Origin of the sequence: Alistipes sp. D31t1_170403_E11 (assembly GCF_015553985.1) — a bacterium.
GTDB lineage: Bacteria > Bacteroidota > Bacteroidia > Bacteroidales > Rikenellaceae > Alistipes > Alistipes montrealensis.
Genome location: NZ_JADNHQ010000002.1, coordinates 294,524 through 320,698, shown reverse-complemented (window position 1 = coordinate 320,698; position 26,175 = coordinate 294,524). Strand labels below are relative to the sequence as shown.

General features: G+C 56.7%; 15 protein-coding genes. 2 read left to right on the top strand and 13 right to left on the bottom strand.

Features of this window, described 5'->3' with window-relative positions:
• Positions 1–33 precede the first annotated feature (33 nt).
• The 13 genes from I2E69_RS04755 to I2E69_RS04695 all read right to left on the bottom strand — a co-directional run bounded on the left by I2E69_RS04755 (position 34) and on the right by I2E69_RS04695 (position 23,363).
• Positions 34–2,103: an alpha-galactosidase gene (locus tag I2E69_RS04755; RefSeq protein WP_195459224.1), complete on the bottom strand. Its 2,070-nt coding sequence runs from the start codon at positions 2,101–2,103 to the stop codon at positions 34–36.
• A 9-nt stretch (positions 2,104–2,112) separates the two neighbouring features.
• Complete coding sequence (locus tag I2E69_RS04750; RefSeq protein ID WP_195459220.1) at positions 2,113–2,877, bottom strand: DUF5040 domain-containing protein; 765 nt, start codon at positions 2,875–2,877, stop codon at positions 2,113–2,115.
• Between the two features lie 10 nt (positions 2,878–2,887).
• The gene (locus tag I2E69_RS04745) at positions 2,888–4,762 is read right to left on the bottom strand and encodes an FAD-dependent oxidoreductase (RefSeq protein WP_195459217.1); all 1,875 of its coding nucleotides are present in this window, start codon (positions 4,760–4,762) and stop codon (positions 2,888–2,890) included.
• A 13-nt stretch (positions 4,763–4,775) separates the two neighbouring features.
• Positions 4,776–6,350: a DUF4832 domain-containing protein gene (locus tag I2E69_RS04740; protein WP_229095387.1), complete on the bottom strand. Its 1,575-nt coding sequence runs from the start codon at positions 6,348–6,350 to the stop codon at positions 4,776–4,778.
• A 109-nt stretch (positions 6,351–6,459) separates the two neighbouring features.
• The gene (locus I2E69_RS04735) at positions 6,460–7,719 is read right to left on the bottom strand and encodes a SusE domain-containing protein (protein ID WP_195459214.1); all 1,260 of its coding nucleotides are present in this window, start codon (positions 7,717–7,719) and stop codon (positions 6,460–6,462) included.
• A gap of 49 nt (positions 7,720–7,768) precedes the next feature.
• Positions 7,769–9,448: a RagB/SusD family nutrient uptake outer membrane protein gene (locus I2E69_RS04730; RefSeq protein WP_195460062.1), complete on the bottom strand. Its 1,680-nt coding sequence runs from the start codon at positions 9,446–9,448 to the stop codon at positions 7,769–7,771.
• A 19-nt stretch (positions 9,449–9,467) separates the two neighbouring features.
• On the bottom strand, positions 9,468–12,494 hold the full coding sequence (locus tag I2E69_RS04725) for a SusC/RagA family TonB-linked outer membrane protein (protein ID WP_229095386.1): 3,027 nt from the start codon (positions 12,492–12,494) through the stop codon (positions 9,468–9,470).
• Between the two features lie 469 nt (positions 12,495–12,963).
• Positions 12,964–17,034 carry a response regulator gene (locus I2E69_RS04720; RefSeq protein WP_229095385.1) on the bottom strand — a complete coding sequence of 1,357 codons (4,071 nt, stop codon included), beginning with the start codon at positions 17,032–17,034 and terminating at the stop codon, positions 12,964–12,966.
• 197 nt (positions 17,035–17,231) lie between these two features.
• Positions 17,232–19,265, bottom strand: coding sequence for a M13 family metallopeptidase (locus I2E69_RS04715; protein WP_229095384.1), 2,034 nt, complete (start codon positions 19,263–19,265; stop codon positions 17,232–17,234).
• Between the two features lie 81 nt (positions 19,266–19,346).
• Positions 19,347–20,609, bottom strand: coding sequence for a phosphoglycerate kinase (locus I2E69_RS04710; protein WP_195459211.1), 1,263 nt, complete (start codon positions 20,607–20,609; stop codon positions 19,347–19,349).
• A 179-nt stretch (positions 20,610–20,788) separates the two neighbouring features.
• On the bottom strand, positions 20,789–22,111 hold the full coding sequence (locus I2E69_RS04705; protein ID WP_195459208.1) for an ABC transporter permease: 1,323 nt from the start codon (positions 22,109–22,111) through the stop codon (positions 20,789–20,791).
• Between the two features lie 21 nt (positions 22,112–22,132).
• A complete protein-coding gene (locus tag I2E69_RS04700) occupies positions 22,133–22,375 on the bottom strand; it encodes a hypothetical protein (RefSeq protein ID WP_195459205.1) in 243 nt (80 codons plus the stop codon).
• A 67-nt stretch (positions 22,376–22,442) separates the two neighbouring features.
• Positions 22,443–23,363: an ABC transporter ATP-binding protein gene (locus tag I2E69_RS04695; RefSeq protein ID WP_195459203.1), complete on the bottom strand. Its 921-nt coding sequence runs from the start codon at positions 23,361–23,363 to the stop codon at positions 22,443–22,445.
• Between the two features lie 481 nt (positions 23,364–23,844).
• Between I2E69_RS04695 and I2E69_RS04690 the strand changes: the two genes are divergently transcribed.
• Both I2E69_RS04690 and I2E69_RS04685 read left to right on the top strand, forming a co-directional pair.
• The gene (locus I2E69_RS04690) at positions 23,845–24,759 is read left to right on the top strand and encodes a glycerophosphodiester phosphodiesterase family protein (protein WP_195459200.1); all 915 of its coding nucleotides are present in this window, start codon (positions 23,845–23,847) and stop codon (positions 24,757–24,759) included.
• Positions 24,760–24,771: 12 nt separating this feature from the next.
• A complete protein-coding gene (locus I2E69_RS04685) occupies positions 24,772–26,142 on the top strand; it encodes an MFS transporter (protein ID WP_195459197.1) in 1,371 nt (456 codons plus the stop codon).
• Positions 26,143–26,175: the final 33 nt, after the last annotated feature.

The window sequence follows — 26,175 nt, the reverse complement described above, 5'->3', positions numbered from 1 at the left end:
CGTAGTTTTGGTATTCTGCAAACGGGGGCCGTGTCAGTTCCCCGGCTTGCCGATTATTTCATAGCGGTACAGGGCGTAATCGTTGGGCGAAGGCAGTTCCACCTCCAGTGTTCCGCGGCGTCCGGTCGTTTTCACGGCGGCTTTGCCGCTGCCCAATACCGGCGTTAGGCGGACTTTGGTTTTTTCGGGCAGCCACGTCTCGACGAAAGCTTTCCGGACGGGGGTCTGTTCGCGGAAGAAGAGCAGGTAGCCCTGCCCGCCGCCGACCGACTGGAAGCCGGTCCAGGAGCGTCCCGAAGGCTCGTCGCCGACGGGCAGGACCACCCCGCTGTGGAAATCGTGCTGCACCTGTTTGTAGCGTTCGATCTGCGTGCCGACGCCCAGCGCTTCGTCGGGCAGTCCGCTCGCCTCCATCCAGGCCAGCGGTTGTCCGGCCATCGTGGTTGCGAAGAGGTATTCGAAGTTGTAGTTGGCCGGGGCGAACGGGTCGCCGGCATATTTTTCCGTGTTGCGCCACTTGTTCAGGAACTCGATCTGGAGTTTCTCCGCCGGGACGTATTTGGAGAGCATCCACAGGTTGCGCAGCGTCCAGTAGGGGTAGTAATTCTGCCAGTCGGTATAGCGGTTTTCGAGGAAAATGTTGCCGTACTCGTTGAACATGTGGTAACCTCCGCGCCGGCCGGCCGTTGCATCGAGGTTGAAAACCACTTTGTCGCCCGTCTTTTCCAGCACGCGGTCGAACAGCCGCCGCAGGTTGGTTTCGGCCTGTTTGCCGGGTATGGCGAGGCCGTCGATCTTGAACGTGCGGATACCGTACTCGTCGTAGAGGTCTACCAGCGCCTGCGCGTCTTTCTCCCAGTCGGCGTAGTCGTGCTGCACGCTCGGGTTGAACCAGAGGCAGATCTCCACACCCAGTTCCCGGCCCAGTTCCACGATCGGACGCAGTCCGCGGGGATACTTCACCGGATCGGGCGTCCAGTAGTCGGGGTTGTCCCAGATGTTTTTGAACGACCCCTTGGCCAGGGCCGAGTTGGGGCTTTTGCCCACCTGCCAGCCGTCGTCGATCTGGAAATGCGTGATGCCCAGGCGTGCGGCTTTCCGGACTTCGGCCAGGCAGAACTGTTCATTCACCTTCGTGTCCTGGCTGCGGTCGCCCCAGGTGTTCATCATCACCATTTCGTCGCGGCCGGGCAGTAGTTTCCGTACGTTTTTCTGATAGCTCCGCAGGGCTGTCAAGCGGTTGAGTTCGCTTCCCGACCAGACTCCGAGGACACATCCGTAGGCTTTCAGCCATTGATCTTTGCAGAGCTCCTTTTCCGTCATGCCGAGTCCCGTTACCGTGAAATGGCCGAATTCGGTCGTGAAATCGTATCCGCTGTATGCGGGCTGCACGTTCGAACAGGGGGCCTCTTTGAGGAAGAAGAACCCGTTGCCGTTCTCTGCGTTGTGGGCGAAGAGCAGGTTGCCCCGGTAGTTGTTTTTCCGGTAGGGAATGATGTCGGTTTCGAAAACCAGGTTGTTGTTCCAGTCGGTGACATCCTGGAATTCGACGATCCGCGTCCGCCAGTGGAACCCTCCGGGGTTGAATTGGTCGAGGACGGTCGCGGCCAACTGCGCGTGCATGTCTTCGGTCGATTCGATGTTCTTCCGGTCGGCGGAATTTGTAGCCTTGCCGCCGGGAAGCCGTTCGATACTGCCTTTGAGGTAGGTGTCGCAGGCGATTGCCGGGGTATCTGCGTAGACGCGGTAAACCCGCCTCACGGAGAGGTCCCCTAGCGAGAACTCCACGGTGGTTTTCAAATAGGCGGGATGTATTTCGGTTTCGGCGACCTGTACCGACGAATAGGTCCCGGAAACGCCTCGGGCATCGTTCGAGACCTTGAAATCGGGCGTCAGGGAACGGCTTGTCCACACCTGTCCCGACGAAAAATCGGTCAGGCTGCAAGTCATGAGGTTGCCCCCGTTCCAGACGAACCTGCGTTCGATCCGGGTGTTGCCGATCGTCAGGGTGTCGTTCTGCAAACGGCTGTAACATCCGTCCTGCGAAAAGGCGGATGCGCTGCACAGCAGCAGGAAGGACAGTATCGGGAATATTCGTTTCATCGTTGGAATCTATTTTGCCGGCAGGATCTTTTTCATGGCGTCGGCGAAAATCGCAGCCATCCGCTGCTGGATGTATTTGTCTTCGCCCCGCTGGGGATGCCATCCGTAGGTTACCCCTTCGATGGTCTGCGTGTCCTGGGCGTAGAGGAGGCTCTGCTGGGCGCCGGTAGCCGGATTGGGCGTCTGCATCGAAAAGCCGATGTTCGCATCGAACTCCACGAGCGGCAGTCCCCATCGGGCTGCGAGCCGCCGCACGGCGGCGTTGTAGGTTACCCGCGCGTCGTGCCAGTCGGTGCAGAGGACGATGACCGCCGGTTTGCCGGATTTCGTGCCGTAGTATTTCGATTTCGGGTTGTCCTTGAGCGCATAGCATTCGCTGAAATAGCGTTTGATCACGTAGTCGAACGCCGCGGCGTAGTTGCTCCGGTCGAAGGGGATCGTGTAGTCGGTGTATTGCGCTTTCAGGCCGCCCGTGCCGGACACGTCGCGGTTGTGTACCTGCATGATGACGAAAGCGTCGAGGTCGTCCAACTCTTCGGCGCTCCAGAGTGTGCCTTCGGCCATGCGGTTGGCGGTGTTGGCGATCGATTCGCCGCCGATGGCCCGGTTGATCGCACGGGCGCACAACTGCCGGCAGCCGATCTCGAACCAGCCGTTCTGCGGCGATGCGAAAGAGGCTCCGGAGAGGAGGATGTTATATTTCAGGCTGTCCTGTGCCGTGGTGTGTCCGCACAGCAGGAACAGCGTAAACAGCAGGGTCAATACTTTTTTCATGCGTGTGTTTTCAATCGTTGCGCAGGGCGCGTGGCGCCTTCAGCCGGTCGCCCTGGTTGAACTTCTGGTTGTTGGGAAGATCCTCTTTTTTGCCGACGCCTTCGCGCATCAGCGTTCGGAGCTCTCCCAGGTGTTTCTGGTAGACCTGGCGCGGTGTAGCGCCGTATTTCCGGCACAGGAAGGCCGCCATGCCGACCACTTCGCCCATCATCCCGGTGGTGCGCATGACGCGTACCGTGCCGAGCGCCACATGTGTCACGCTGATGTTTCGTCCGGCCATGAACAGGTTGTCCACGTTGCGGGAGTAGAGACACCGGTAGGGCACGGCATGGGGATAGATGTGGACGTGTTTTGTCGCAGCTTTGAACTCCCGGCCCGGGAAATGCACGGAGTTGACCGAATCGGGGAAATGCAGGTCGATGTCCCACGTCGCGGTGAACGAGGCGTCTTCGTGGAAGACGTTCTTGTCGATGTCGTCCTGTTTGAGGACGTAGTCGCCCAGGAGCCGCCGCGATTCGCGCTTGCCCGCCACGTAGGCTACCCAGCCCAGTTCGCGGTTGCGGTATTTGGCATTGTCTTTCAGACCGTTTTTCAGAAAACTCCAGTTCGAGTAGATCACCAGCAGGCCGTAGTCGCGGATGCGTTCGAAATCGTAGACCTGGTCGAGGTTCATGCCCGTCTCCCATTTCCATTCACCCATCGTCACGCGTTCGCAGTTCGATTCGTTGAACTCCACGCCGTAGCTGAACCGCGGGAAATCCGTCCTCCGGCCGGCATCGACCGAATACCATTGGACGGACGAACCCATCGTCATCCGGTCGGCGGTTTCGGGCGCCAGCGCTTCGCCGAATTCATCCCGGCTTTCGCGTCCCATGCGGTAATCGGCTCCGGCCAGGAATCCGACGGTTCCGTCGCCCGTACAATCGGCGAAGAGGGGCGCTTCGAGCGAGGTCTCCTTCCCGGTTTCGATATGCCGGATGACGACGGACCGGATCCGGCCGCCCTCCATGTTCACCGCAACGGCTCGGCAGGAGGCGAACAGCGTTACGTTCTCTTCCGCGGCTATAAATGCGCTCTTTTTCGCGTCTTCGTAATTTTCGGCCGGCTGGGCGTTGCCTGCGCGCGAATGGCCGAACTCGCGGATCATACGGCCCAGTCCCTCGTTCGGACCGAGTTCGATGACTCCGCCCAGGTGCACCCGGATTTCGGAACTGTTGTTGCCGCCCAGCACCGGACGGTCGTTGACCAGCGCGACGGTGCAGCCCAGGCGCGAAGCTGCGGCAGCGGCGCACATCCCGGCGATGCCTCCGCCCACGACGACAAAATCGAACGATTCTGCGGCCTGCGGAGTTTCGGGGATGCCGAGCATCCTTTTGCGGAACGCAGCGAGTTCTGCGGCTCCGGAAGGGGGAATATCGTCCTCCTCCGTGGTGAAGTAGACCGCGTCGCAGCGGCCGTCGAAGCCGGAAAGGTCGGTCAACGCAATGTTGACCGGACCTTTCCGGACCGAGACTTTTCCGGCGCACTGCCACATCCATTGCGTGCCCGTGTTGCCGAGCACGGCGGGCAGTTTCCGGTTGCCGACCCTGAGGGAGAACTTTCCGGGACCGTCGCCGTCGTACCACGGGGCGACCCAGTTGAATGTACGTACGTACGCCCGGTAAGTCCCGTCTTCGGGAAACTCGACCGTCGTCGTGGCGTCCTTCACGGGTTTGCCCATGCCGTGCGCGATGAGGTACGGCGATCCCATCAGGTCCATGAACTGTTGGTCAACGGCCCAGCCTCCCTTGTCGCGGAAGCTTTCGGCCTCGACCAGAATCCCGGCCCCGAAAGATGCGCTGACGCTCAGCAGCAGCGATACGGAAAGTAAAACAACCCTCTTCATCGTTTATTTTGTGTTAATTGATTTGAACCTCCAACAGTTTAACCCAGCCTTCGGCGGTCTTTTCGTCGTTCACGGCAAGCTCGATGGCCGGCTTATTCTCCTTCGTCGTGTCGACGATGGCTACGGCCCACATGTACTTTCCGGCCGGGAGATTCGTTGTCGTCTGGAATTCATAGGAGAAGGGTTTGCTATCGACCCAAGCTGAAGGTTCGCAGTTCTTGTCGACGAAAACCTGCTGTGCTTTGCCTGAAGCGTCGAGCAGCGCAAAGGCTACCTTGTACTTGTAGTTCCATTGCGGAAGGTTGTTCGGGCAGTATCCCCAGCCCATGTTGCGCCAGCGGGAATAGATTTTGACCGTTTCGCCGCTCTTCATCTTGTCGGGAAGCGATACCTGGTCGGGATAGAGGCGGTAACCGCCTTCGGAAATGAAGCGTTTTACGAGGGTGAAACTGTCTTTGAACCACGATTCGGTCTCCTGTCCCACGCGGAAGTCCATCATATTGACGTGCGCTTCGGCCGAAGCGTTGAATTCGCCTTTGCGAACGTCTTCGGGATGACCCTCTCGGTAACCGGCCGGATCGTTCCAGTAGCTGTGACTGCTGACGATATAACCGCCCTCCATAAGGATGGGGACCTTGTAGCGCCATGTAGCTGCGACCGCCTTTTCCCAGGCGGTGTAACCCCAGCTCGAATTAGTCATGCCGAAGGCATCCGAACGGATGCAGTACCCGTTGCTGATGGCCAGCGCCACTAATTCTTCGCTGTGTTCGTTCGGCGTGCCCTGGCTCGTAGGGTGGCCCAGTACGCGGTGGTAGTTGATCACCAGGGGAACCTTGGTGAAGTGTTTGGCGTAGAGTTTCGTGATCCAGTCGAGCACCTCGCGTTTCACCGTCTCCGTATTTTCGTCAACGCGGGAAACATCTTCCGTGTTGTAAGCCACGCTGTGCCCTTCACCCCATTTACCCAGTCCGTATCCGTCGATGAAAGCCGTGCGGTCCGGATCGTTGAACCGGGCGGCGAAGGCTTCGACGAACTTTTCATAGTACTGCTGGAAGATCGGGTCCTGCGGCATCGGTGTTTTGCGGTCGGGGTATTTCGGTTCCGACATTGCGTACTTGGCTCCGGCGTCGTAGACGAACTGGGGGGTATTCGCACCCTGGTCACGGCCGTCGACCACCACGCGGAAAGCGATCGGAAGCCCCCGTTCTTCGGCGCCCTTGATCAGCTTGTAGACTTTCGAATTGGGGTCGTCCCAGGCATACTTGCCGTCCGCGGGGTTCAGGACGGACCATTTCGTGCGGATGTAGCAGGCTGAGGCATAATCCGCCACTTTGACATTTTCTCCGAGGTCCGTGATGTAGAACTCCGTGTCCCAGTACGAGGGGTCGTAGTCGGCGCTGCAGTACATCACCCACCCGCTCAGCGGGTTGCGCAGATTTCTGGATTTGTTGTATTTGGGCTTTACGGTAACACCCGACTGCGGACCGTCGTTGTTACCGTCGTTCTTGTCCTTCGAGCATCCGCAGGAAACGGCTCCGAGGAACACGGTCAGGATACAACCGACGATCAGGTTTTTCATAGATGTCATATTGCTGTTTTTACATTTAATATTCATTGAAAGAAAATATTGCCGTATCTTCCTGTCGGCTTGAATTTGGTCTTCATTCCGATACGGCAATATTTTTCGGTGGTCGTTCCTACTTCTCGACCTTCAGGGCCTTGATTGTCATGTGTCGCAGGTCGAAGATGATCTGGTTGGTTCCGGACGGGACCTTGTAGTAGCTGTTACGGGTTTCTCCATCGGAAGCACCATGCAGTTCGGCCTCTTTATTGAGTTCGAGCGAAAGGTTCTGGCGTTTGCCGTCCGCCTTCAACGGGCAGGTAAAGCAGTATACGTTATTTTGGTTGTAATCGACACCGTCAACCGAGAAGTTTTGAGCGATACAGAACTTCATATCTCCGGCGATGGCTGTACCGTTGTAGACTAGAATCTGCGGATCGGCAAGACTCGGGGTGCAGCCGAGTTTCTTGACGCCCCAGCCGGTGCCGCCACCATAAGCCCACAGTTCGGTCACCTCCATCGTCGTCTCGGGATTAGTGTCCGCACCGTTCGGCCGGAATGTGACGGAGAGCGACTTCATGTCGGTTGCGGGCGAGTAGATGGTGGCCTGCTTCTCCTTCATATCGATCACGACGCGGTACCGACCCGGTTCCTTGATCTCCCAGGAGATGGGGGTTTCCTGCATCTTCACATTTACCGGCTGGCCGTCTTTCAGCGTGCCGTCGCCGTCCTCGGGGGTGATGTAATAGGTCAGACCGTCAAGTTGTACGGGAATCTGGAGTTCGCCGCGTGTAAAGTCGCCCAGCCAAGCATATTGGTTGGCATTTTCGATTGTTTTCGAAATCTCGGTCTCTTCGTTCATTGCGCTGCCGGCCAACGACATCTTGTCGGCGTCGAACACCTCGACCTTGATCGGCGTTACCTCGACCTCTACCGTGCTCACGTCGGGAACTTCGAACGTCGGACCGCCCGTCCATTCGACGATGACGCGGAACTCCAGCGTGAATTTCTTGTTGACGGGTAGTTTCCACTTTTCATTGGCCCAGTTGTTCAACTGCTCCGAGGTGAAACTACGGCTGAAAATACCGTCTTCCTCGCTCGTGACGATGGCGGTGGAGGAACCGAAGTTATTGCCGACGATATCTAACTTGGTCGTATAGGAAACGATATAGTCGTCGGGCATCTGCCGGGCTTCGGTCCAGTTGAAGGTCACCACGACATCCTTGGGATGCTCCCCATTCAGCGCGATTGCATCGGCGGAGGCCGAAACGGTCGTTTTCAGACTGTCTTCGATTTTGGAGATGTCGTGTTTGTATGGATCGTATGTGCATCCCCATTGGAGGAGAATTGCCGAGATCAGCAACAAAGCGCCATATATAAATTTTATTTTTTTCATATCCTGTTTGTTCTTTGGTTAATCAATACGCTCCGAATCATCCGGCTTTTTACTTCTTGTACCCGTCATACCCGGGGTTCTGCGGGAATTCCGCGCCGCGGTTTGCATCGCGGATCGCTTGCGGAATGGGCCACAGCGCATGGAAGTCCTCGATCTTGTCCTTCAGCGTCGAATTGTATTGTTTGACGCGGTCGATCAGTTTGCCTGTGCGCACCAGCGTGAAGCGGCGGCTCTCCTCGCCGACCAGTTCGCGGATGCGTTCGTCGAGCAGGAAGTCTATATCCATGTCGGCCTCGGAAACTTCGCCGGCTTTGGCGCGCTTGCGAACCTCGTTCACCGCTTTGGCAGCCTCGCCCGGATTGTTTTGGCCCAGGTAGGCCTCGGCGAGCAACAGGTAGGTTTCCGACAGGCGGAACTTCATGCGGTCCTTGTAAGAGCCGGTGAGCGACAGGTTGTCGGCTTTACCGAAGAAGAATTTCGTCAGCGCCGGGAACAGCAGGCCTGTCGACCAGGTTCCGTCCGTAATGTTGCACTTCTTGCCATACGTGCTGGGGACAGCCTCGTTGTTGTAGTACCAGTTGCGTTTAATGTTGTAGTTCGAATTGCGGATGTCGCCGTCGGTGAAGATTCCGCGGGCAGGATCTACGCCTTGCGGAAGGCTCGCGTCTACGGTCGCGTTGGTTCCCTGGACGCCCATCCACCATTTCATCGGGGAGATCTGCGCCAAGCCGCGGCCGCCGAGCGAGTCGGCTAGCGTGAAACCGTTGATCGACATATACTGGGGGTTCCAGGCGCGACGGGTCCAGTCGTCGGAGTTCGTGCCGCCGCCGATCGTCTTGTACTCGAACTGCATGACCCAGATGCTCTCCGTGTTGCCGCTTTTCCGGTTTTGGTTGTTCTCGATGAAGAGGTCGCTGAACACGTCGCCCGGCTCGGTCTTCTTTGCCCCGAAACGAGTCTTCATCAGGCTGTAATATCCGCAGTCGATCACCTCGAGCGCTGCTTTTTCAGCGAGCACGTACTCTTTCTGAAGCAGGTACATTTCGCTTAACAAGTGATACGCCGCCCAGCGGGTCAGTTTGCCCGGGTTTACACTTTCGGGGTTTTCGGGAAGATTTTCGCTGGCGAACTTCAGGTCGTCGATGATGTGCTGCAACACTTCGTTCTTGGGAGTGCGCGTGAACGAAAGCTGGAACTGGTCCTGAATGGTCTCTACCCAGGGTACGTCGCCATAGAGATAGATCAGCGTCCGGTAGGCATAGGCGCGGAAGAAGCGGGCCTCGGCCTGATAGTGCGCCTTGTCGGTGGGATAATCCCAGTTCTTGTTCTTCTCGGAGAAGACCAGCAATTCGTTGGCCGAAGCGATCAGGTTGTAGGACCAGGTCCAGTAGGTTCCCACGAACTGCGTGGAGGGGTTCAGGGTGAGGTCGGCGAAGGGAGTCAGCGAGCCGTCCTTGGCCCCGTTCTGATCGACGATGTCGGTAGCGATCTGCATTGCCTCGTACGGGCAGGCGCCGTTGTGGATGAATGCGCCGTTCTCGCCCCAGGTGTTATATTCTGCGCGGGCGATCGAATAGAGACCGGTGCTTCCGACCTCGAAGCCCATCGTACTCGTATAGGTATTTTCCGGGGACAGGTCGCTTTTCAGATCTTCTTCCAGGAAACTGCTGCATCCCGATGCAAGGGCTGCCATCGAACAAGCGACGCCCAATTTTATATAATGATTCATTTTCATGGTTAGGTCTCAATTAAAAGGTTAAGGAAATTCCGAGCATATAGGAACGCGCCGTCGGGTAAGAGGCGAACCAGGTGTTGTCATAGTTCAGCATCTGACGCATATTGGAGAAGGCGCAGACGTTGTTGACGCTGACATTGAGATCGATGGCGCTCAATCCCAGTTTCCGGACGAATCGTTGGTTCACGCGGTAACCCAGCGTGATGTTCCGGATCTGCACGAAGTTGAGTTTCTTGTAGAAACCATGGCTGAATTTGTTTTCGTACCCTGGTGAAACATAGTCGGCGTCGGGTGTTTCGGGGGTCCAGTATTTGGCGCCGTGAATGTAGTTACCCGCACCGAACGAATACGAACCGACGTTGGCGACATTGTCCGTCATCCATTTTCCGAATACGCCGTTGATCAGGAACGAGAAGTAGAAATCTTTGTAGGATAAACGGTTGCCCATCGACAGCGTGAAGCTCGGTTGCTTGCTTCCGATCACCTTTCGGTCTTTTTCGGTGATTTCGCCGTCACCGTTGACATCCTCTAGTTTGGCCGAACCTGGCTCGGCTCCGGTCTGATGTGCGATCTCTTTTCCTTCGGCATCGGTAAAGGTGAACTCATCGCCCTGCTGCCAGAGGCCGATCATATTGTAGTCGAAATAAACCTGCAGCGGCTTGCCGATGAACCACTTGTTGCTGACGTCGTCCTGACCGTCGCCGCGCAGTTCGACGATTTTGTCGCGGTTGAGCGAGAAACTGATGTCGGTGTTCCAAGTGAAATTCTTCTTGCGGATGTTCTGCGAGTTCAGCGTGAGTTCGATACCCTTGTTCTGCGTCTCTCCGATGTTGTCCATGATCTTGCTGTAACCGTTCATGATCGGTACGTTGCGAAGCATCAGCAGGTCTTTCGTGTTGGAGATGTACATGTCGATAGCACCGCCCAGGCGGCCGCCGAAGAACTGAAAGTCGATACCGAGGTTGGTTGTGTAGGTAGTCTCCCACCTCAGGTTGGGGTTACCTTTGCCGTCGCCGGGGAAGTAGGCTGCATTGACTGCCTTCGAGCCGTCGCCCCAGATGTACTTGATACCGTTGGTGGCATAGAGCCTATCGAGGGTTCTTCCGACGGTGATGGCATTGTTGCCGTTGGCTCCGTACGAAAGACGGATTTTCAGCATATCGATCCACGAGGCGTTATCCTTGACGAAACTCTCCTCACCCAGATGCCAGGCCACTGCGGCCGAGGGGAAGAAAGCCCACTTATTGTTCCGGCCGAACACTGAAGCGCCGTCGGCGCGTCCGGTCAGCGTTACTAGATACTTATTGTTGAAGGCATAATTCACGCGCAACATGCTCGATACCATCGTCTCCCGGGAATAACTCGAGGAGATCGAAATGTTATTCTCTGCACCGGACATCCGGTAGAAACTCGAATCGTCGTTTACGAAAGTGTCGCCGCTCTGCGACGATTTCACTGTTTTTTTCTCCTGCACGCTGAACAGTCCGGTGGCGTCGATACGGTGTTTCCCGAATACGCCTTCGTATTTGAGGACGTTTTCCCACGTGTAGTCCGTGGTGCGGGAGTTGCTGATGCTAGCTTTGCCGTCCACCTGCTTTCCGGTGACGGTGTTGCGACCGTAGTAGGTTCCCGTGAAGTTATCGCGGTAGTTGTATCCGAACTGCGAGCGGAACGACAAACCTTTCACCGGGAACAGAATGTCGACGAACCCGTTGGCGAGGAAGTTGCGCGACGTATTCTTGCTGTCGGCATTCACGTCCTTCATCGGGTTGGGAAGATTGTCGTATTCCATCGGTTTTTCGTAATAGGCGCCCGTCTCGTCCTTGTAGATGCCGTAGGGGCTTTGTTTGATGGCGTGTTCGAGATTCGGGGTCGCGCCGCCGGTCTCACGGTTTACGAACTGCGAGGTAAGGCCGACCGTCAGCCACTTATTCAGTGTTTGGTTGATGCTGGTGTAGACGTTGATACGCTCGTAATTTGAATTGTAGACGACGCCGGGGTTATCCAGGTAGGAGACAGCGGCTGTGTAGCTGGTCTTGTCGTTACCGCCCGAGATGCTGAGTTGATGGTCCATCGTGAAGGAGGTGCGGAAGACATAGTCTTGCCAGTCGTGGGTGATTCCTTTGGCGTAATTCTGTTTTTCGCTGGCGCTGATGATCAGGCCGGCCATCGGGTCGAGTTCTTCTCCGGAATATTTATTTTTCCCCAAACGACCGATATCCTGCTTGTAACGGATGAATTCGTTGGGTCCCATGACTTCGATGCGCTGCATCGGTTCGGAGATACCCAACGATGTCTTGTAGGTTACGTGCATGGTGCCTTTATTACCTCGCTTGGTCTGGATCAGGATAACGCCGTTCGAGCCGCGCGAACCGTAGATGGCTACCGACGACGCGTCCTTGAGCACCGACATGCTCTCGATAAGGTTCGGGTCGAGGTCGGCCAGCGAACCGCCATACGGAATGCCGTCCAGAATGATCAACGGGTCATTGGTCGCCGTGATCGAGTTCTGGCCGCGGATCAGCAGAGTCTGGTCGCTGCCCGGAGCAGCATTGCCGGTCGTGATGTTCAGACCGGCCACCTGTCCGACCAGGCGGTCCATCAGGTTGTTGGTCGAAACCATCTCCAGCGTCTGTTTGTTGACTACGGCCAGGCCTCCCGTGAGGTCCTTCTTCTTCTGCGTACCGTAACCCACGACGACGACCTCTTCGAGCGACTGTGCGCTCGAGACCATTTTTACGTCGACGACTCCGGATACGCCGATTTTGACTTCCTGGTTATTGTAGCCCAGGCACGAAAATACCAGGGTCGAGGAGGCGGGAACTTTCAGTTCGAAGGTGCCCTGTACGGTGGTGACGGCTCCCGCATTCGTTTTTCCGTCTTTTATAACAACGACGACGCCCGGCAGCGGGGCTCCGTTTTCATCGATGACCGTACCGGTCACTTTGACATCGTTTTGCTGGGCAAACGACGGTGTTGCGGACAGCAGGGTTAAAAGGAGAATGACCAGGCTGCCTTTAAGCTTTTTGTAAATGCTCATTATCATATAAAGGTTTCATATTGGTTAGTACACTTGTCTGTTAAGAGATTGCCGAACCGGCAGAAGACCTCTTGCCGTTCTTCGTGGGTTTCAGGTTATCTTTCCATTTCGGTTTAGGTTTTAATTATTACTGTTATTTAATCTTTTCAAAGAAACAGGTGGACGCCGGAGGCTTTATCCCCTTATTGCAAAGGTCAATAAAACGGTGCGACCTTATGGGCGTCTTTTATTCGGAAATGGTTCCATTTTGTACGGGACGTAAAAAAATCGAACCCTGTCCGGGGGTTCCGGATGCCCGGCGGGTCCGTGGCGGTATTTGTCCGGACAGAATGAAGCGCTCCCGTCGTCGCGTAAAACGACGGCGGGAACACCCCGTCGGTGAAGGTACAATCCATCCCTGTTCCGGCAGACGCGGAGGCGCATATCCATGACGCATTGGACATGTTAAATTACCTTCGTATGGTCCGGATTACGATTTTTTCTTGAATTCGGAGGGGGTCAGTTCAAAATGCCTTTTGAAACAAATGCTGAAATATTTGGGATTGGCGAATCCCGTCATGATCGAGACTTCGGCGATGGTCAGGTCCGACTCCTTTAATAATTGCGCCGATCGTTTCAGACGGACATCCATGATGAATTCCTTGATCGACATGCCTGTTATGTCGTTGATCTTCTGATACAGAAGCGTACGCCCGATCGACATGTCCGTGACGAACGAATCGACGTTGTAGTCGCTGTTGTCCATGTTGCGCTCGATGTAATTCATCGCCTTCTTCAGCAGCTCCTCGTCCATCGATGAAATGGTGATCTTCGAAGGTTCGGCGATGAATTTTTTGCTGTACAGTTCCTTGAGCTCTTTCTGGTTCTTGATCAGGTTGGCGACCTGCCGGAGCAGGAAATCCATGTCGAACGGCTTGTCGATAAATACATTGGCGCCGCTTTCCAGCGCTTTGATTTTGTTTTCGGTGTTTTTGCCCAGGGCCGACAGCATGATCACCGGGATATGGCTGGTCTTGATGTTCGAACGCAGGGAGCGGCATACGTCGAAGCCGTCGGCCTCGGGCATCATCAGGTCGGTAATGACCATCTGGGGGCAGATTTTCTCCGCCTTGGCGATGCCTTCGTTGCCGTTTGCGGCCGTGTATACGTTGTAATGTTTCGACAACCGCTGTTCCAGGTAACTTCTCAGGTTGGGGTCGTCCTCGATCACTACGATATTGCAGGCCTTGCGGTCGTGCTTGTCGTCCGGCGTCGTTACATCGGTTTCCGTCAACAGGTTGTCGATCTCGGAAACCGTGTATTCGTACGATTCGGCCGCACTGTCGGTCTTTTCGGCATTCAGCGTGAAAGGTAGAACGACCGTGAAGGAGACCTTCGAATTCCCGGAATGAAGGGTTATTCCTCCTTCGAGGTTGCCGACCAGTTCTTTGACGATGGACAGTCCCAGGCCGCTGCTGCTTTCGAATTCGGGGCGGCGGGTGGAGAGGTGGTTGAACGACTCGAAGATGGCCTCCTTCCTGTCGTCGGGGATTTCGGCCCCGGTGTTGGTGACCGTGAAGGATATGTACTCGGTGTCGGCGGCCGGTGCGGCGGAATCCGGTATCTGCTCCTGTCGGGCCGGGTATATCTTCACTCCGACATAGCCGTTCTCGGAGGTGTATTTGATGGCGTTGGAGAACAGGTTCGTGAAAATCTTCTCGATCACGTCGTGGTCGAACTTGGTGTAAAAACTTTCGTACTGGGAATTGAACCCGGTTTCGATTCCCTTTTTGTTGGCGTAAAACTCGAACAGCGAGAAGATGCTGTCGATAAACCGGATCAGGTCGCCCGGCTGGCGGTTGAGGGTGATCTTCTGGCTCTCGATTTCGCGGAATTGCAGCAACTGGCTGATCATGCGCTGGATGCGTGCTACGTTCTTTTCGATCAGGTGCACGTAGGCGTTGCCCGGCGTGTCTGCGGGCAGGTGCTCCTTGAGCTGTTTCAGCGGATCGACGACCAGGGTGAGCGGGGTCTTGAGGTCGTGGGAGATGTTCGTGAAGAAGTTGATCCGGGCCCGGGTCAGTTCCTTCATGTTCTGCTCCTTGATCCGCTCCAGTTCGAGCCGTTGTTCGAAGATTTTCTTGTTGGTGAAGTACCGCCAGATGAAATAGACCACCGCCGAGAGCAGTGCGGCGTAGACGAGGTAGGCCCAGACGGAGAAGAAGGGCGACGGATGCACCTTGAACCCGAGCGCCGTGATCTGATCGCCCCACAGACCGTCGTTGTTGGCGGCCTTGACCTCGAAAACGTAGTTTCCGGCAGGCAGGTTGAAGAACTGCACGCCCTTCTGTCCCTGCGGCAGCAGGGACCATTGTTCGGAGAGCCCGAGCAGCCGGTAGGCGTATTGGTTCTTTCCGGCGTTAAGGTAACTGTCCGCCGAGAACCGGATTTCGAAATTCGACTGCCTGTGCGACAATTCGATCATATCGCCTTTGCCTTCGCGGTAGGACAGAGTGGAGATCGCTTTATCGAGGGGTGAATTTTTGGCGCCGGGAATTACGGGTTTGCTGTTGATCAGCAGGTCGGTGAAGAAAACCTTCGGCTTCTGGTCGTTGTATTTTATGTTTTCCGGGGTGAACAGGATGAAGCCGTCCGTTCCGCCGAACAGCATTTCGCCTTTCGAAGTCTTGTAGCAGGCCCGCACGTAGTAGGCGCCGCAGTGGTTCGGGGTGTCGATCTGGGATTTGTTGATCGTTCCGGCAGCGTGGTCGTAATAATAGAGGCCGTCGTTGGTGCTGAACCAGACATCTTGCGAAGAGGTGTCTTCCAGGATGCCGAAGACCGTTTTACCCGACAGCCCTTCGCCGTTCCGGTCCTTGAAATTGACGTAACTGCCGTCGCGGCGCAGCAGGTTGACCCCGCCGCCGCGGGTCCCGAACCAGATGTCGGAACCCGACGTGACGCAGTAGGAGCAGAGGTTGTTTACCGCATAGGGGGCCTCGTCGATGTAATAATGCTTTACGATCCGCCTCGTGGCGGCATCTACGATGTAAGCTCCTCCGTGGCTGACGAGCCACAGGCTGCCCTCTTTGTCGTGAAACAGCGTTTCGATATGAATCCGGACGGGATTGCCCCGGTTGTCCGAGAACTGGACTGCTTCGATGATCCCTGTCTTTGCGTCCTTGTACATCAGTTCGGCGTCCGGGTCGGTCATCCAGATGCCCCGGTCGCCCTCCTTGACGAAGTCGTAGACGCTGAGCGGCTGCCCCGAGGCCGGATGGTTCATGTGCAGGTCGGTAAAACGCCCCTGCCGCTCGTCGAACGCCCGCATGCCGCCGTTGAACGCCGAGACCAGCAACGTGTTGTTCTCGTCGTGCCACAGCTTTTTGATCATGTTCGACGTAAGACCGCACTTGCTTTCCTGCGTATAGTAGATGAACCGGCCGTTCTTGCGGTCCCAGCGGTTAATTCCCCCCCCCTCAGTTCCGATCCACAGGTTGCCTTCCGTATCTTCCTCGAAACAGCTGACAATAGGATGATTAAGGCCTCCCGGGGTAGCTTTGAAGTAGTCGACGCCGTTGTCCGAGAAGGTCATGTAGGCCAGTTTGCCCCCGTATGTGCCGACCCATACCCCGCCGTCGGGATCGGCGAAGATCGACCACACCGAGTTGTTGGGCAGCGAGTAGGGATAGTGGAGGTCGAAGCGCAGCAGGCGTGTGCTGTCGGTGAGCGGGTCCAGCAGGAGCAGTCCCGACTGCGTCGCCACCCAGATAATGCCTGCCGGGTCGAGAAACAACTCTTTGGCGCCCGCGGACTTTTCGTATTCGTGCGGGAGCCTGTAATACCGCCCGATCCGGCCGTCGCCGTCGCATTCGTAAAGCCCGTCCATGTGCGTGAGGACGTATACCGAGCCGTTGTATTCCACTACGTCGCGGATCACGCAGTTGTTGCCGCCGACCGACGTGAACGGAACGTACTGTCCGGTTTCTCGGTTCAGGCGGTAGAGGTTTCCGTTCGAGGCGGTATAAACATACTCTTTCGTGCAGACGAGCGTCAGCGTTTGTCCGAGTGTGAATATCTCTTTGGGCAGCGGATAACTGGTTACGGCGGGCAGCCGGTCGGGATTGAACGATTCGATGGTGTTGTTCCGGATCAGCCAGACCGTCCCGTCGCCGTTCGCCGTGACCGAACCGATGTTTCCTTCCAGGACGAGTTCGAAATCGAGCGTTTCGTAGTCGAAGTGCAGCAACCCGTGGTTGGTTCCCACGTACAGCCCTTTCTGTTTGTCCGTGACTACCTGTCCATAAGACCAGTAGGAACTCGGGGAGAGGTTTGCGACCCGGTCGTTCATCCGCACGAACGACGTGCCGTTGTACATGAACAAGGCGTCGTACCCGCTGAACCAGATGCGTCCGACGCTGTCCTTGGCGATGCTGTGTATGCCTCCGTAATAGGAGGTTTCGGGCATGGGATGGAACCGGTAATCCGGAATATTCAGGGCGTGGAGGGTTTCCGGGAGCAGTCCCGTGACGAGTAGCAGTGCTGTTAATAATGATCTCATAGATGCCCGGATGAGGTCTGGTCTTTCATACAAAGTTAGAAAATTTTGATAAAACAGGCCGTCTGCCGTTGTTTTTTCGCTCTTTCCGGGTTTGATTGACCGGTTTTCGGGGCTGAATACTATTCCGGGGCCGGTGTCCGGGATCGAAAAAGGCGGCCGGAAAAACTTCCGGCCGCCTTTCTTTTCAGTACGGTATTTTACCAGATAATCACGCGATCCTGCTCGGGCAGGAACATCGCGCCGTCGGTGATCGAGAAGGCGTCGTAGAAGTCCTGCAGGTTGCGCAGCGTAGCATTTACGCGCCATTTGCCCAGCGAGTGTACGTCGAGCTTGGTGAGGCGTGCGATCTCCTCGTCGCGGATATTCTGGGCCCACAGCGTGGCGTAGCCCAGGTAGAAACGCTGGTCGGCGGTGAATCCGTCGATCGGGGCCGGAGCCTCCTTGCCTGCGAGCGAGTTGCGGTAGGCTGAATGGGCTACACGCAAGCCGCCCTGGTCGGCGATATTCTCGCCCAGGGAGAGGGAGCCGTTGGCGAAGATCGCGGGCTGCTCGCCCTTGGCGGGCAGAACCTCGATGGCGTTGAACTGCTGTACCAGGATGTCCGTCTTGGCCTTGAAGGCGGCGGCGTCCTCTTCGGTCCACCAGTTGTTCATGTTGCCGTCCTTGTCGAAGTTGCGGCCCTGGTCGTCGAATCCGTGGGTCATTTCATGGCCGATCACCACGCCGATTGCACCGTAGTTTACGGCATCGTCGGCCTCGGGGTTGTAGAACGGCGGCTGGAGAATGGCGGCCGGGAAGCAGATTTCGTTGGTCGTGGGGTTGTAGTAGGCGTTCACCGTCTGGGGCGACATGTGCCACTCGTCCTTATCCACGGGTTTGCCCAGTTTCGAAATATTGTCGGCCGTATACCAGGCGCTGGCTTCGACGTTGTTCTCCCAATAGCTCTTCGCCGGGTCGATCGTCAGCGAAGAGTAGTCCTTCCACTTGTCGGGATAACCGATCTTCACCGTGAAGGCTGCCAGTTTCTCCTGGGCTTTGGCTTTGGTGGCGTCGGACATCCAGTCGAGGCCCGCGATGTGCTGGCCGAGGGCTGTCTGCAGGTTCTTCACCATTTCGAGCATGCGGGCCTTGTCTTTCTCGGGGAAATATTTGGCGACGTACATTTCGCCCACGGCTTCCGACAGGATACCGTTGGGGACCGACATGGCACGCTTCCAGCGGGGTTTCTGCTCCTGCTTGCCCGACATCACGCGGCCGTAGAAATCGAACGATGCGTTGATGAAATCGTCGCTCAGGAAACCGGCTGCATTGCTGATGTATTGTGCGGCGAGGTAATAGCGGATGTCCTCCAGCGGGGCCGTCTTGATCACCTCGTTGGCGTTGGCCAGGGCCGAAGGGGTCGTCACGATGATCTGCTCGAAGTCGCCGATACCCATCGTCTTGTAGTACTCGGCCCAGTCGATGGCGTCGTACGCCTTCTCGAAATCGGCTTTCGCCGTGGGGTTGTACATGGCGGGGATGTTGCGCAGTTCGACGCTCGACCAGTTTTTCTCGGCCAGTTTGGTTTCGATCGAGATCACGCCGGCAACGGCCTTTTCGATATCGGCCTCGGGGACGCCCGTCAGGCGGAAGAGCTTGCCCAGGTACTCCTTGTAGGCGGTGCGGATCGACTCGTTCTCGGGATCGAGGTAATAGTCGCGGTCGCCCATCATCAGATCGGGCTGCGAAGCGTAGAGCGCATTGATATCGCTGTTCATCAGGTCGGACTGCACGCCGACGCCGAAGAAGGGGTTGGCGATCGAGGTGTGGAGCTTGGCGATGGCTGCGGTCAGCTGCGCACGGTCGCCGATGGCGAGAATCTCGTCGACGGCGGCTTTGATCGGGGCGGCGCCCTCGGCGTTCAGGCGCACCGAGTCGAGGCCCATCTTGTAGAGGTCCGAAATCTTCTGCTCGACGGTTCCCGGCCGGGCCTTCTGCTTGGTCATGCCGGAGAAGAGCTCGTTGATGCGCGTCTCGTTGTTGTCGCGCAGGATGTCGAACGAGCCGTAGCGCGAATATTCGGGTTTCAGGGGGTTGTTCTTCTGCCAGCCGCCCGTAGCGTATTCGTAGAAATCGGCGTTGGGAGCTACCGACAAATCGAAGTTGGCCATGTCGATGGCCGGTTTCTTAGGGGTATTCTGACAGGCTGTCATACAAGCCATTGTTGCTGCGAAAAGGATAATTTTTTTCATACTGTTCGGGTTTTTGATAAAACGGGGACTTCCGTGAAAACCGGAAATCCCCGCTTTTGAATTTGCTTCGGTGCGTCCGGTTTAGTCGCGGATAGCCGCGACGCCCGGCAGGTCGCCGAACTCGATGTATTCGAGCAGCGCGCCGCCGCCCGTCGAGATGTACGATACCTGGTCGGCCAGGCCGAACTTGTTGATGCAGGCTACCGAGTCGCCGCCGCCGATGAGCGAGTAAGCGCCCTTTTTGGTCGCTTCGGCGATGGCCACTGCTACCTCCTTGGAACCGGTTGCGAACTTGTCGATCTCGAACACGCCCACGGGGCCGTTCCAGAGGATGGTCTTGCAGCCCAGGATGTGCTCGCGGAAGACCTTCTTGCCCTCCTCGCCGATGTCGAGTCCTTCCCAGCCGTCGGGAATGTCGTTGGCCGGGGCCTCCTTGGTGTTGGCGTCGGCCGAGAATGCGTCGGCGATCAGCGCGTCGGGCGACATGACCAGTTCGACGCCCTTCTTCTTGGCCAGTTCGAGGATCTCCAGCGCCACGGGGAACATGTCGGGCTCGCAGATCGAGTTGCCGACCTTACCGCCCTGTGCAGCCGCGAAGGTGTAGGTCATGCCGCCGCCGATGATGATCGAATCGACCTTCTCGATCAGGGCTTTGATGACGCCGATCTTCGACGACACCTTCGAACCGCCTACGATGGCGCAGAACGGATGTTTCGGGGCTTCCATCAGTGACGAGATGGCCTTTACCTCTTTTTCCATCAGGTAGCCGAACATCTTGTCGTTGGGGAAGTTCTTGGCGATCAGGTAGGTCGAAGCGTGCTTGCGGTGGGCCGTTCCGAATGCGTCGTTGATGTAGCAGTCGGCCAGCGAAGCGAGTTTCTTGACGAACTCCTTCTGCGGACCCTCTTTCAGCGCCTTCTTGGCGGCGTCCTTCTCCTCCTTGGTGGCGTCCTCGGCCAGGCCGCGGGGCTTGCCCTCTTCCTCGGCGTAGAAACGCAGGTTCTCAAGCAGCATCACCTGTCCGGGTTTGAGGTTCTTGGCCATTTCGGCAGCTTTCTCGCCCATGCAGTCGCCGGCGAACTCGACCTTTACACCGAGGTTCTTCTCGATGGCGGGAACGATCTGCTCCAGCGAGTATTTCATATCGGGGTTCTTCTTCGGGCGACCCATGTGCGACATGAGAATCACCGAACCGCCCTCGGAGAGCACCTTCTTGATGGTGGGGATGGCGGCGCGGATACGCGTGTCGTCCGTCACTTCGCCCTTCTCGTTGAGGGGCACGTTGAAATCCACGCGGATAATCGCGCGCTTGCCTTTGAAATCGTAGTTGTCGATCGAGATCATAGCTGTTTGATTTTTAAGTATATTGTTAAAAGATTTTCGGTAAAGCCTAATTCGGGACAAATTTATGAAAATATTTTAAGAATCTGTTATTCCGATAACAGAAAAAACGTTCACCCGAACAAAAACCGGGCCCGCCTGGTCGGCGCAGCCCGGCTTGGATTACGGAACGAGGAGGCGTGTCAGTATTTGTACCGTACCCATTTGAACAACTCCTTGAGCGACGGTTTCTTGCCGTACATGAAGATGCCCACCCGGTAGATTTTGGCTGCGAACCACACCATGCCTATGAACGAGGCGTAGAGCACCGCGAGCGAGAGGACGATCTCCCACAGCGGAATGTCGTAGGGGATGCGGGCCATCATGACGATCGGCGAGGTGAAGGGAATGATCGAGAACCAGAATGCCAACTGCGAGTTGGGGTCGCGGATGACGACGAACATCATCAGCAGAGCCAGGATAATCGGCAGCGTGATGGGCATTTGCAACTGGGACGCGTCCTGTACGTTGTCTACGGCCGAACCGACTGCGGCGAACATTGCGGCGTAGAGCAGGAAGCCGCCGAAGACGAAGAGCACCAGGCTGGCGAAGATTTTAACGATGTAGGCGATGTCCATCATGGCGGCGACGGCCTGCAGCATCTCGGGATTGATGTCGACCATCGAACCCCCTGCGGGCATCCCCTGCTGCATCGCTTTGGCGGCTTCCATCACGTCTGCGGGCAGCAGGTTGGAAACGATCAGGAATCCGACGCCGACGATCAGCACGCCCCAGATGAGCACCTGCACCACGGCCACCGAAGCTACGCCGAGGATTTTGCCCATCATCAGGTCGAAGGGCCGCACCGAGCTTACCATTACTTCCAGTACGCGGTTGTTCTTCTCCTCGATTACCGACTGCATGACCATCGAACCGTAGATCAGCAGGAACATGTAGAGGATGAAGCCCAGGACGTAGCCCACGCCGGTGGCTACCATCGACGACTGGGCCTGTGTGTCCTCCTCCTGCGACTTGTCGTTGCGGAAGGTCTGCATGTTGACCTTGGTCTTCACCTCGTCGAGGATTTTCGAAAGGTTTTCGATGTTGTAAGCCTTGAGTTTCTCCGCTTCGAGGATATGCTCGATCTGCCCCGTGATGGCGCTTTCGAGCGAGAGCGACGACGAAGAGTTGGCGTAGAGCTTGACGTTGCTGGCGTTTTCGAGAATGTCGCTCCCGATGTACAGGACGCCGAATTTATCGGTCAGTTGTTTGCGGGCCTCCTCGGTCGAAAGGTCTGTGGTTTCGAAGGCGATCTCTTCGCTGTTTTCGAGCTTCGGGGCTACCAGGCCGCTGTCGTCGACAACGGCGATGACCTTCTCGTCGCCGCGCGAATACTGCATGATCAGCGCCGGCGAGGCCATCAGGGCGATCATCAGCACGGGCATCAGCAACGTGGTGATGATAAAGGATTTTTTGCGCACGCGCTCGTTGAACTCGCGCTGGATGATGATGGATATGTTTGACATAAACCGTATGTTTTTAATTTATTAACCGTTTGTTTGCTTCCGGTCGTCGCCGGGTCTTTTCTCCCGGCGCAGAATCCATACTCCCGCGGCGGCGGAAACGAGGCAGAAGACCAGCGAAACGAGTGCATCTTCGCCTTCGACGACGCGCCGGAGGTTGCGCAGCGACTCGGAGACGCCTGCGAAAAACAGCGCCAGCCCGATGATCACAGGCCACGTAAAACCGAACCTGCGGTCGTGCGAATTCTTGTTTTCAGTTCTGTCCATGGTTTGCCGATTTATTGTTGAAGTTCTTCCCTCGAAGAGAAATTGTCTGTATGGCCGGACCGGCTTTTCATAACGAACCGTTTACGGCTCTTATGAAAATGTCGTTCATCGAGGGGATGATTTCGCGGAACGAGCGCAGTTCGACGGCGTCGTTGACCGCGCTGATGACTCCGCGCACTTCCGCGTCGTTCTCGACATGGAGTTTGAGCATCCGGTAGACCGATTCGTCCTCGGCGCCGTCGAGAATCTCGCAGCGGCCTGCAACGGCCTGCCGCAGGACCTCCTCTTCGCCGCGGTAGGCCACTTCGAAGATGTTCGAGCCGTGGCGGCGGCGGATTTCGTCGACCTGGCCCGAGAGGATATTGCGTGACTTGTTGATCAGCGTGATATGGTCGCAGATCTCCTCCACGGAGGACATGTTGTGCGTCGAGAAAATAATCGTCGCGCCTTTGTCGCGCAGCGCCAGTATCTCTTCTTTCAGCAGGTTGGCGTTGATAGGGTCGAAGCCCGAGAAGGGTTCGTCGAAGATCAGTAACTGGGGTTCGTGCAGGATCGTGACGATGAACTGTACTTTTTGGGCCATGCCCTTCGAGAGCTCCTCCACCTTCTTGTCCCACCAGTCCTGGATGCCGAATTTGACAAACCACTGCTTGAGCCGGGTGACGGCTTCGCGGCGTGAGAGTCCTTTGAGGCGGGCGAAGAAGACGGCCTGTTCGCCGACTTTCATTTTCTTGTAGAGACCTCGCTCTTCGGGCAGGTAGCCGATGCGGTAGATGTCATCGGGGGCGATTTCCCGGTCGCCGAACAGCACGCGGCCCGAATCAGGCGCCGTGATGCGGTTGATGATGCGGATCAGGGTCGTCTTGCCGGCCCCGTTGGGTCCGAGCAGCCCGTAAACCGAGCCTTTGGGGATGGCGAGCGATACGTCATCGAGCGCCGTGTGCGAAGCATAGCGTTTGGTGACGTGTTCTACTGTGAGTAAATCCATAGTCGCGGATGTTTTATTTTTGGATTGTTACAGCCGCAAATATAGGAACAAATTTTGAATATCAAAAAATATTTATCGTTTTTCGATAAAATATTTCAGCCGGGTTTTTGGAGGGCTTTCGGACGGCAGGCGGGGATGCCGTGCCGGGGCGTGGATTTCCCGTGTGGGAAGAATGTCGGGGATTGAAGTTCGGTTTCGGTCGGGCGGATGTCCTTGGGTCGTTGCTCGTGCTGTCGTGTTTTCGGGTTTTTTAGTCTGTTATCTATATATAGTACGGCAAAAAGCCCCGCCATACGTAACGGGCCGGGTGATTTTTTGTGCCGAAAGGGTTGCGGTCGTTTAAATTTTTACTATATTTGTACGGGCCTCCGGACGATTTCGGTTTTCGTTCGCAGAAAAATAAGGCCGGGTGGGTGTTCCGCATGGTTTTGCGGAGCGCTGTTTTACGTACCTTATTCAACCCAATTTTAAATTTCAAAACATGAAAAAACTACTGATCTTCCTCGCCTGTCTTCCCCTGCTGGGAGCTTGTACGCAAACCGCGCCGGTTGCCGGAAACCGAGCCGAAGCCATCGTTGCCGAAATCCACAACCCGCATTCGAAAAATGTTATCGTCGCGTCGCACCGCGGCGACTGGCGCAACTACCCCGAAAACTCGCTGGCTGCCATCGAATCGGTGATCGGCATGGGGGTCGACATCATGGAGTTGGACCTCAAACTGACTTCGGACAGCGTCCTGGTGCTTTGCCACGACCGGACCATCGACCGGACGACCTCGGGCAAAGGCCGTGTGTGCGACATCACCTACGATTCGATTCGGCGCTGCGTCCTCAAGACGGGCCACGGTGTGAAGACCACCCATAAGATGCCGACGCTGCGCGAAGCGCTCGAAGTCTGCAAGGACCGCATTGTGGTGAATGTCGACCAGGGTTATGAATTTTACGATCTGGTGCTTGCCGTCACCGAGGAGCTCGGCGTCACGGACCAGATCCTGATCAAAGGCAAGCGCGGCACGGATGTCGTGGCGGCCAAATTCGCCGAACATCCCCGTAATATGATGTACATGCCGATCATCGACATTCTCAAGCCGCAGGGCAAGGCGCTCTTTGCCGAATACCAGCAGAAGGGCATCGTGCCGCTGGCTTACGAGGTGTGCTGGAACGAATACACCCCCGAGGTAAAGGAGTGCATGGATAAAGTCGTGGCCAGCGGGTCGAAACTGTGGGTCAACTCGCTCTGGGCGTCGCTCTGCGGCGGACTGGACGACGATGCGGCTTTCGACGGAAATGCGGCCGAAATCTACGGAAAACTGATCGACATGGGCGCTACGATGATTCAGACCGACCGTCCCGAATTGCTGATTTCCTACCTCCGCTCGCGCGGACTGCACGATTAACACCGGACACCGATGAATCGTATTTCCCGTTTCTACCGCATCAGCGAACCCGCCCCCGCCCGTGAAATGGACGAGGCGCAGCGTACCAAATATTACCACCGCCTGCGCTTGCAGGCTTTCATCGCCGCGACGCTCGGTTACAGCCTCTACTATGTTTGCCGCACGAGCCTCAACGTGATGAAGAAACCGATCCTCGACAGCGGATCGCTCGATGCTTCGCAACTGGGCGTCATCGGCTCGGCGCTGCTCTTCGCCTATGCCATCGGCAAATTCGTCAACGGATTCATTGCCGACTACTGCAACATAAAACGCTTTATGGCCACGGGACTGATCGTCTCGGCCGCAGCCAATGCTCTGATGGGTGTATTGGGGTTGATGCACAGCGTCATTCCCACGGCTGTCATTTTCATCTCCTTTGCCGTGATGTGGGCATTCAACGGCTGGTCGCAGTCGATGGGCGCCGCCCCGGCCATCATCTCCCTCTCGCGGTGGTATCCCCTGAAAGAGCGGGGGACCTATTACGGATTTTTCTCCGCGAGCCACAACCTCGGCGAGTTCTTCTCGTTCCTGTTCGTGGGCTCGATCGTCACTTTCGCAGGCTGGCAGGCCGGATTTTTCGGCTCGGCGATCGCCGGAGCTATCGGCGTGGCGGTCATCCTCGTGATGCTCCACGACACGCCCGAATCGAAGGGCCTGCCTCCGGTCGAGGCGCTGGCGCACGAAGCGCCGACGGCAGCGGCCGACAAGTCGGTAAAGGAAATTCAAAAGCAGGTGCTTCGCACTCCTGCCGTGTGGATCCTGGCTGCCGCGAGCGCTTTTATGTACATTTCGCGTTATGCCATCAATGGCTGGGGTGTGCTGTTCCTCCAGGAAGCGAAGGGATTTTCGGACGTTCAGGCGATCTCGATCGTCTCGATCAACGCCCTGCTGGGCATCATCGGCACGGTGCTGTCGGGCTGGTTTTCGGACAAGCTCTTCAAGGGCGAACGCAAGATGCCTGCGCTGATCTTCGGTATCCTGAACGCCCTGTCGCTCGCACTGTTCTTCTACGGAGGCAATGCGCTGTGGGTCAATGTGCTGTCGATGGTGCTGTTCGGTATCGCTATCGGTGTGCTGATCTGCTTCCTGGGCGGGTTGATGGCCGTGGACATCGTGCCGCGCAAGGCTACGGGCGCCGCGTTGGGTGTGGTCGGCATGACCTCCTACATCGCTGCCGGTATTCAGGACGTGGCGTCGGGCTGGCTGATCGACTCGAACATTACGGTGGCGGCCGACGGCGTCAAGCATTACGATTTCGGCCCTGTGGCGATTTTCTGGCTTTCGGCGGCGGTCATCTCGTTCCTGCTGCCGCTGCTCAACCGCGGCAAGGTCAAGGAGTTTTAACGCGATCCGGACCGGGTTTAAATAAGACGTTGC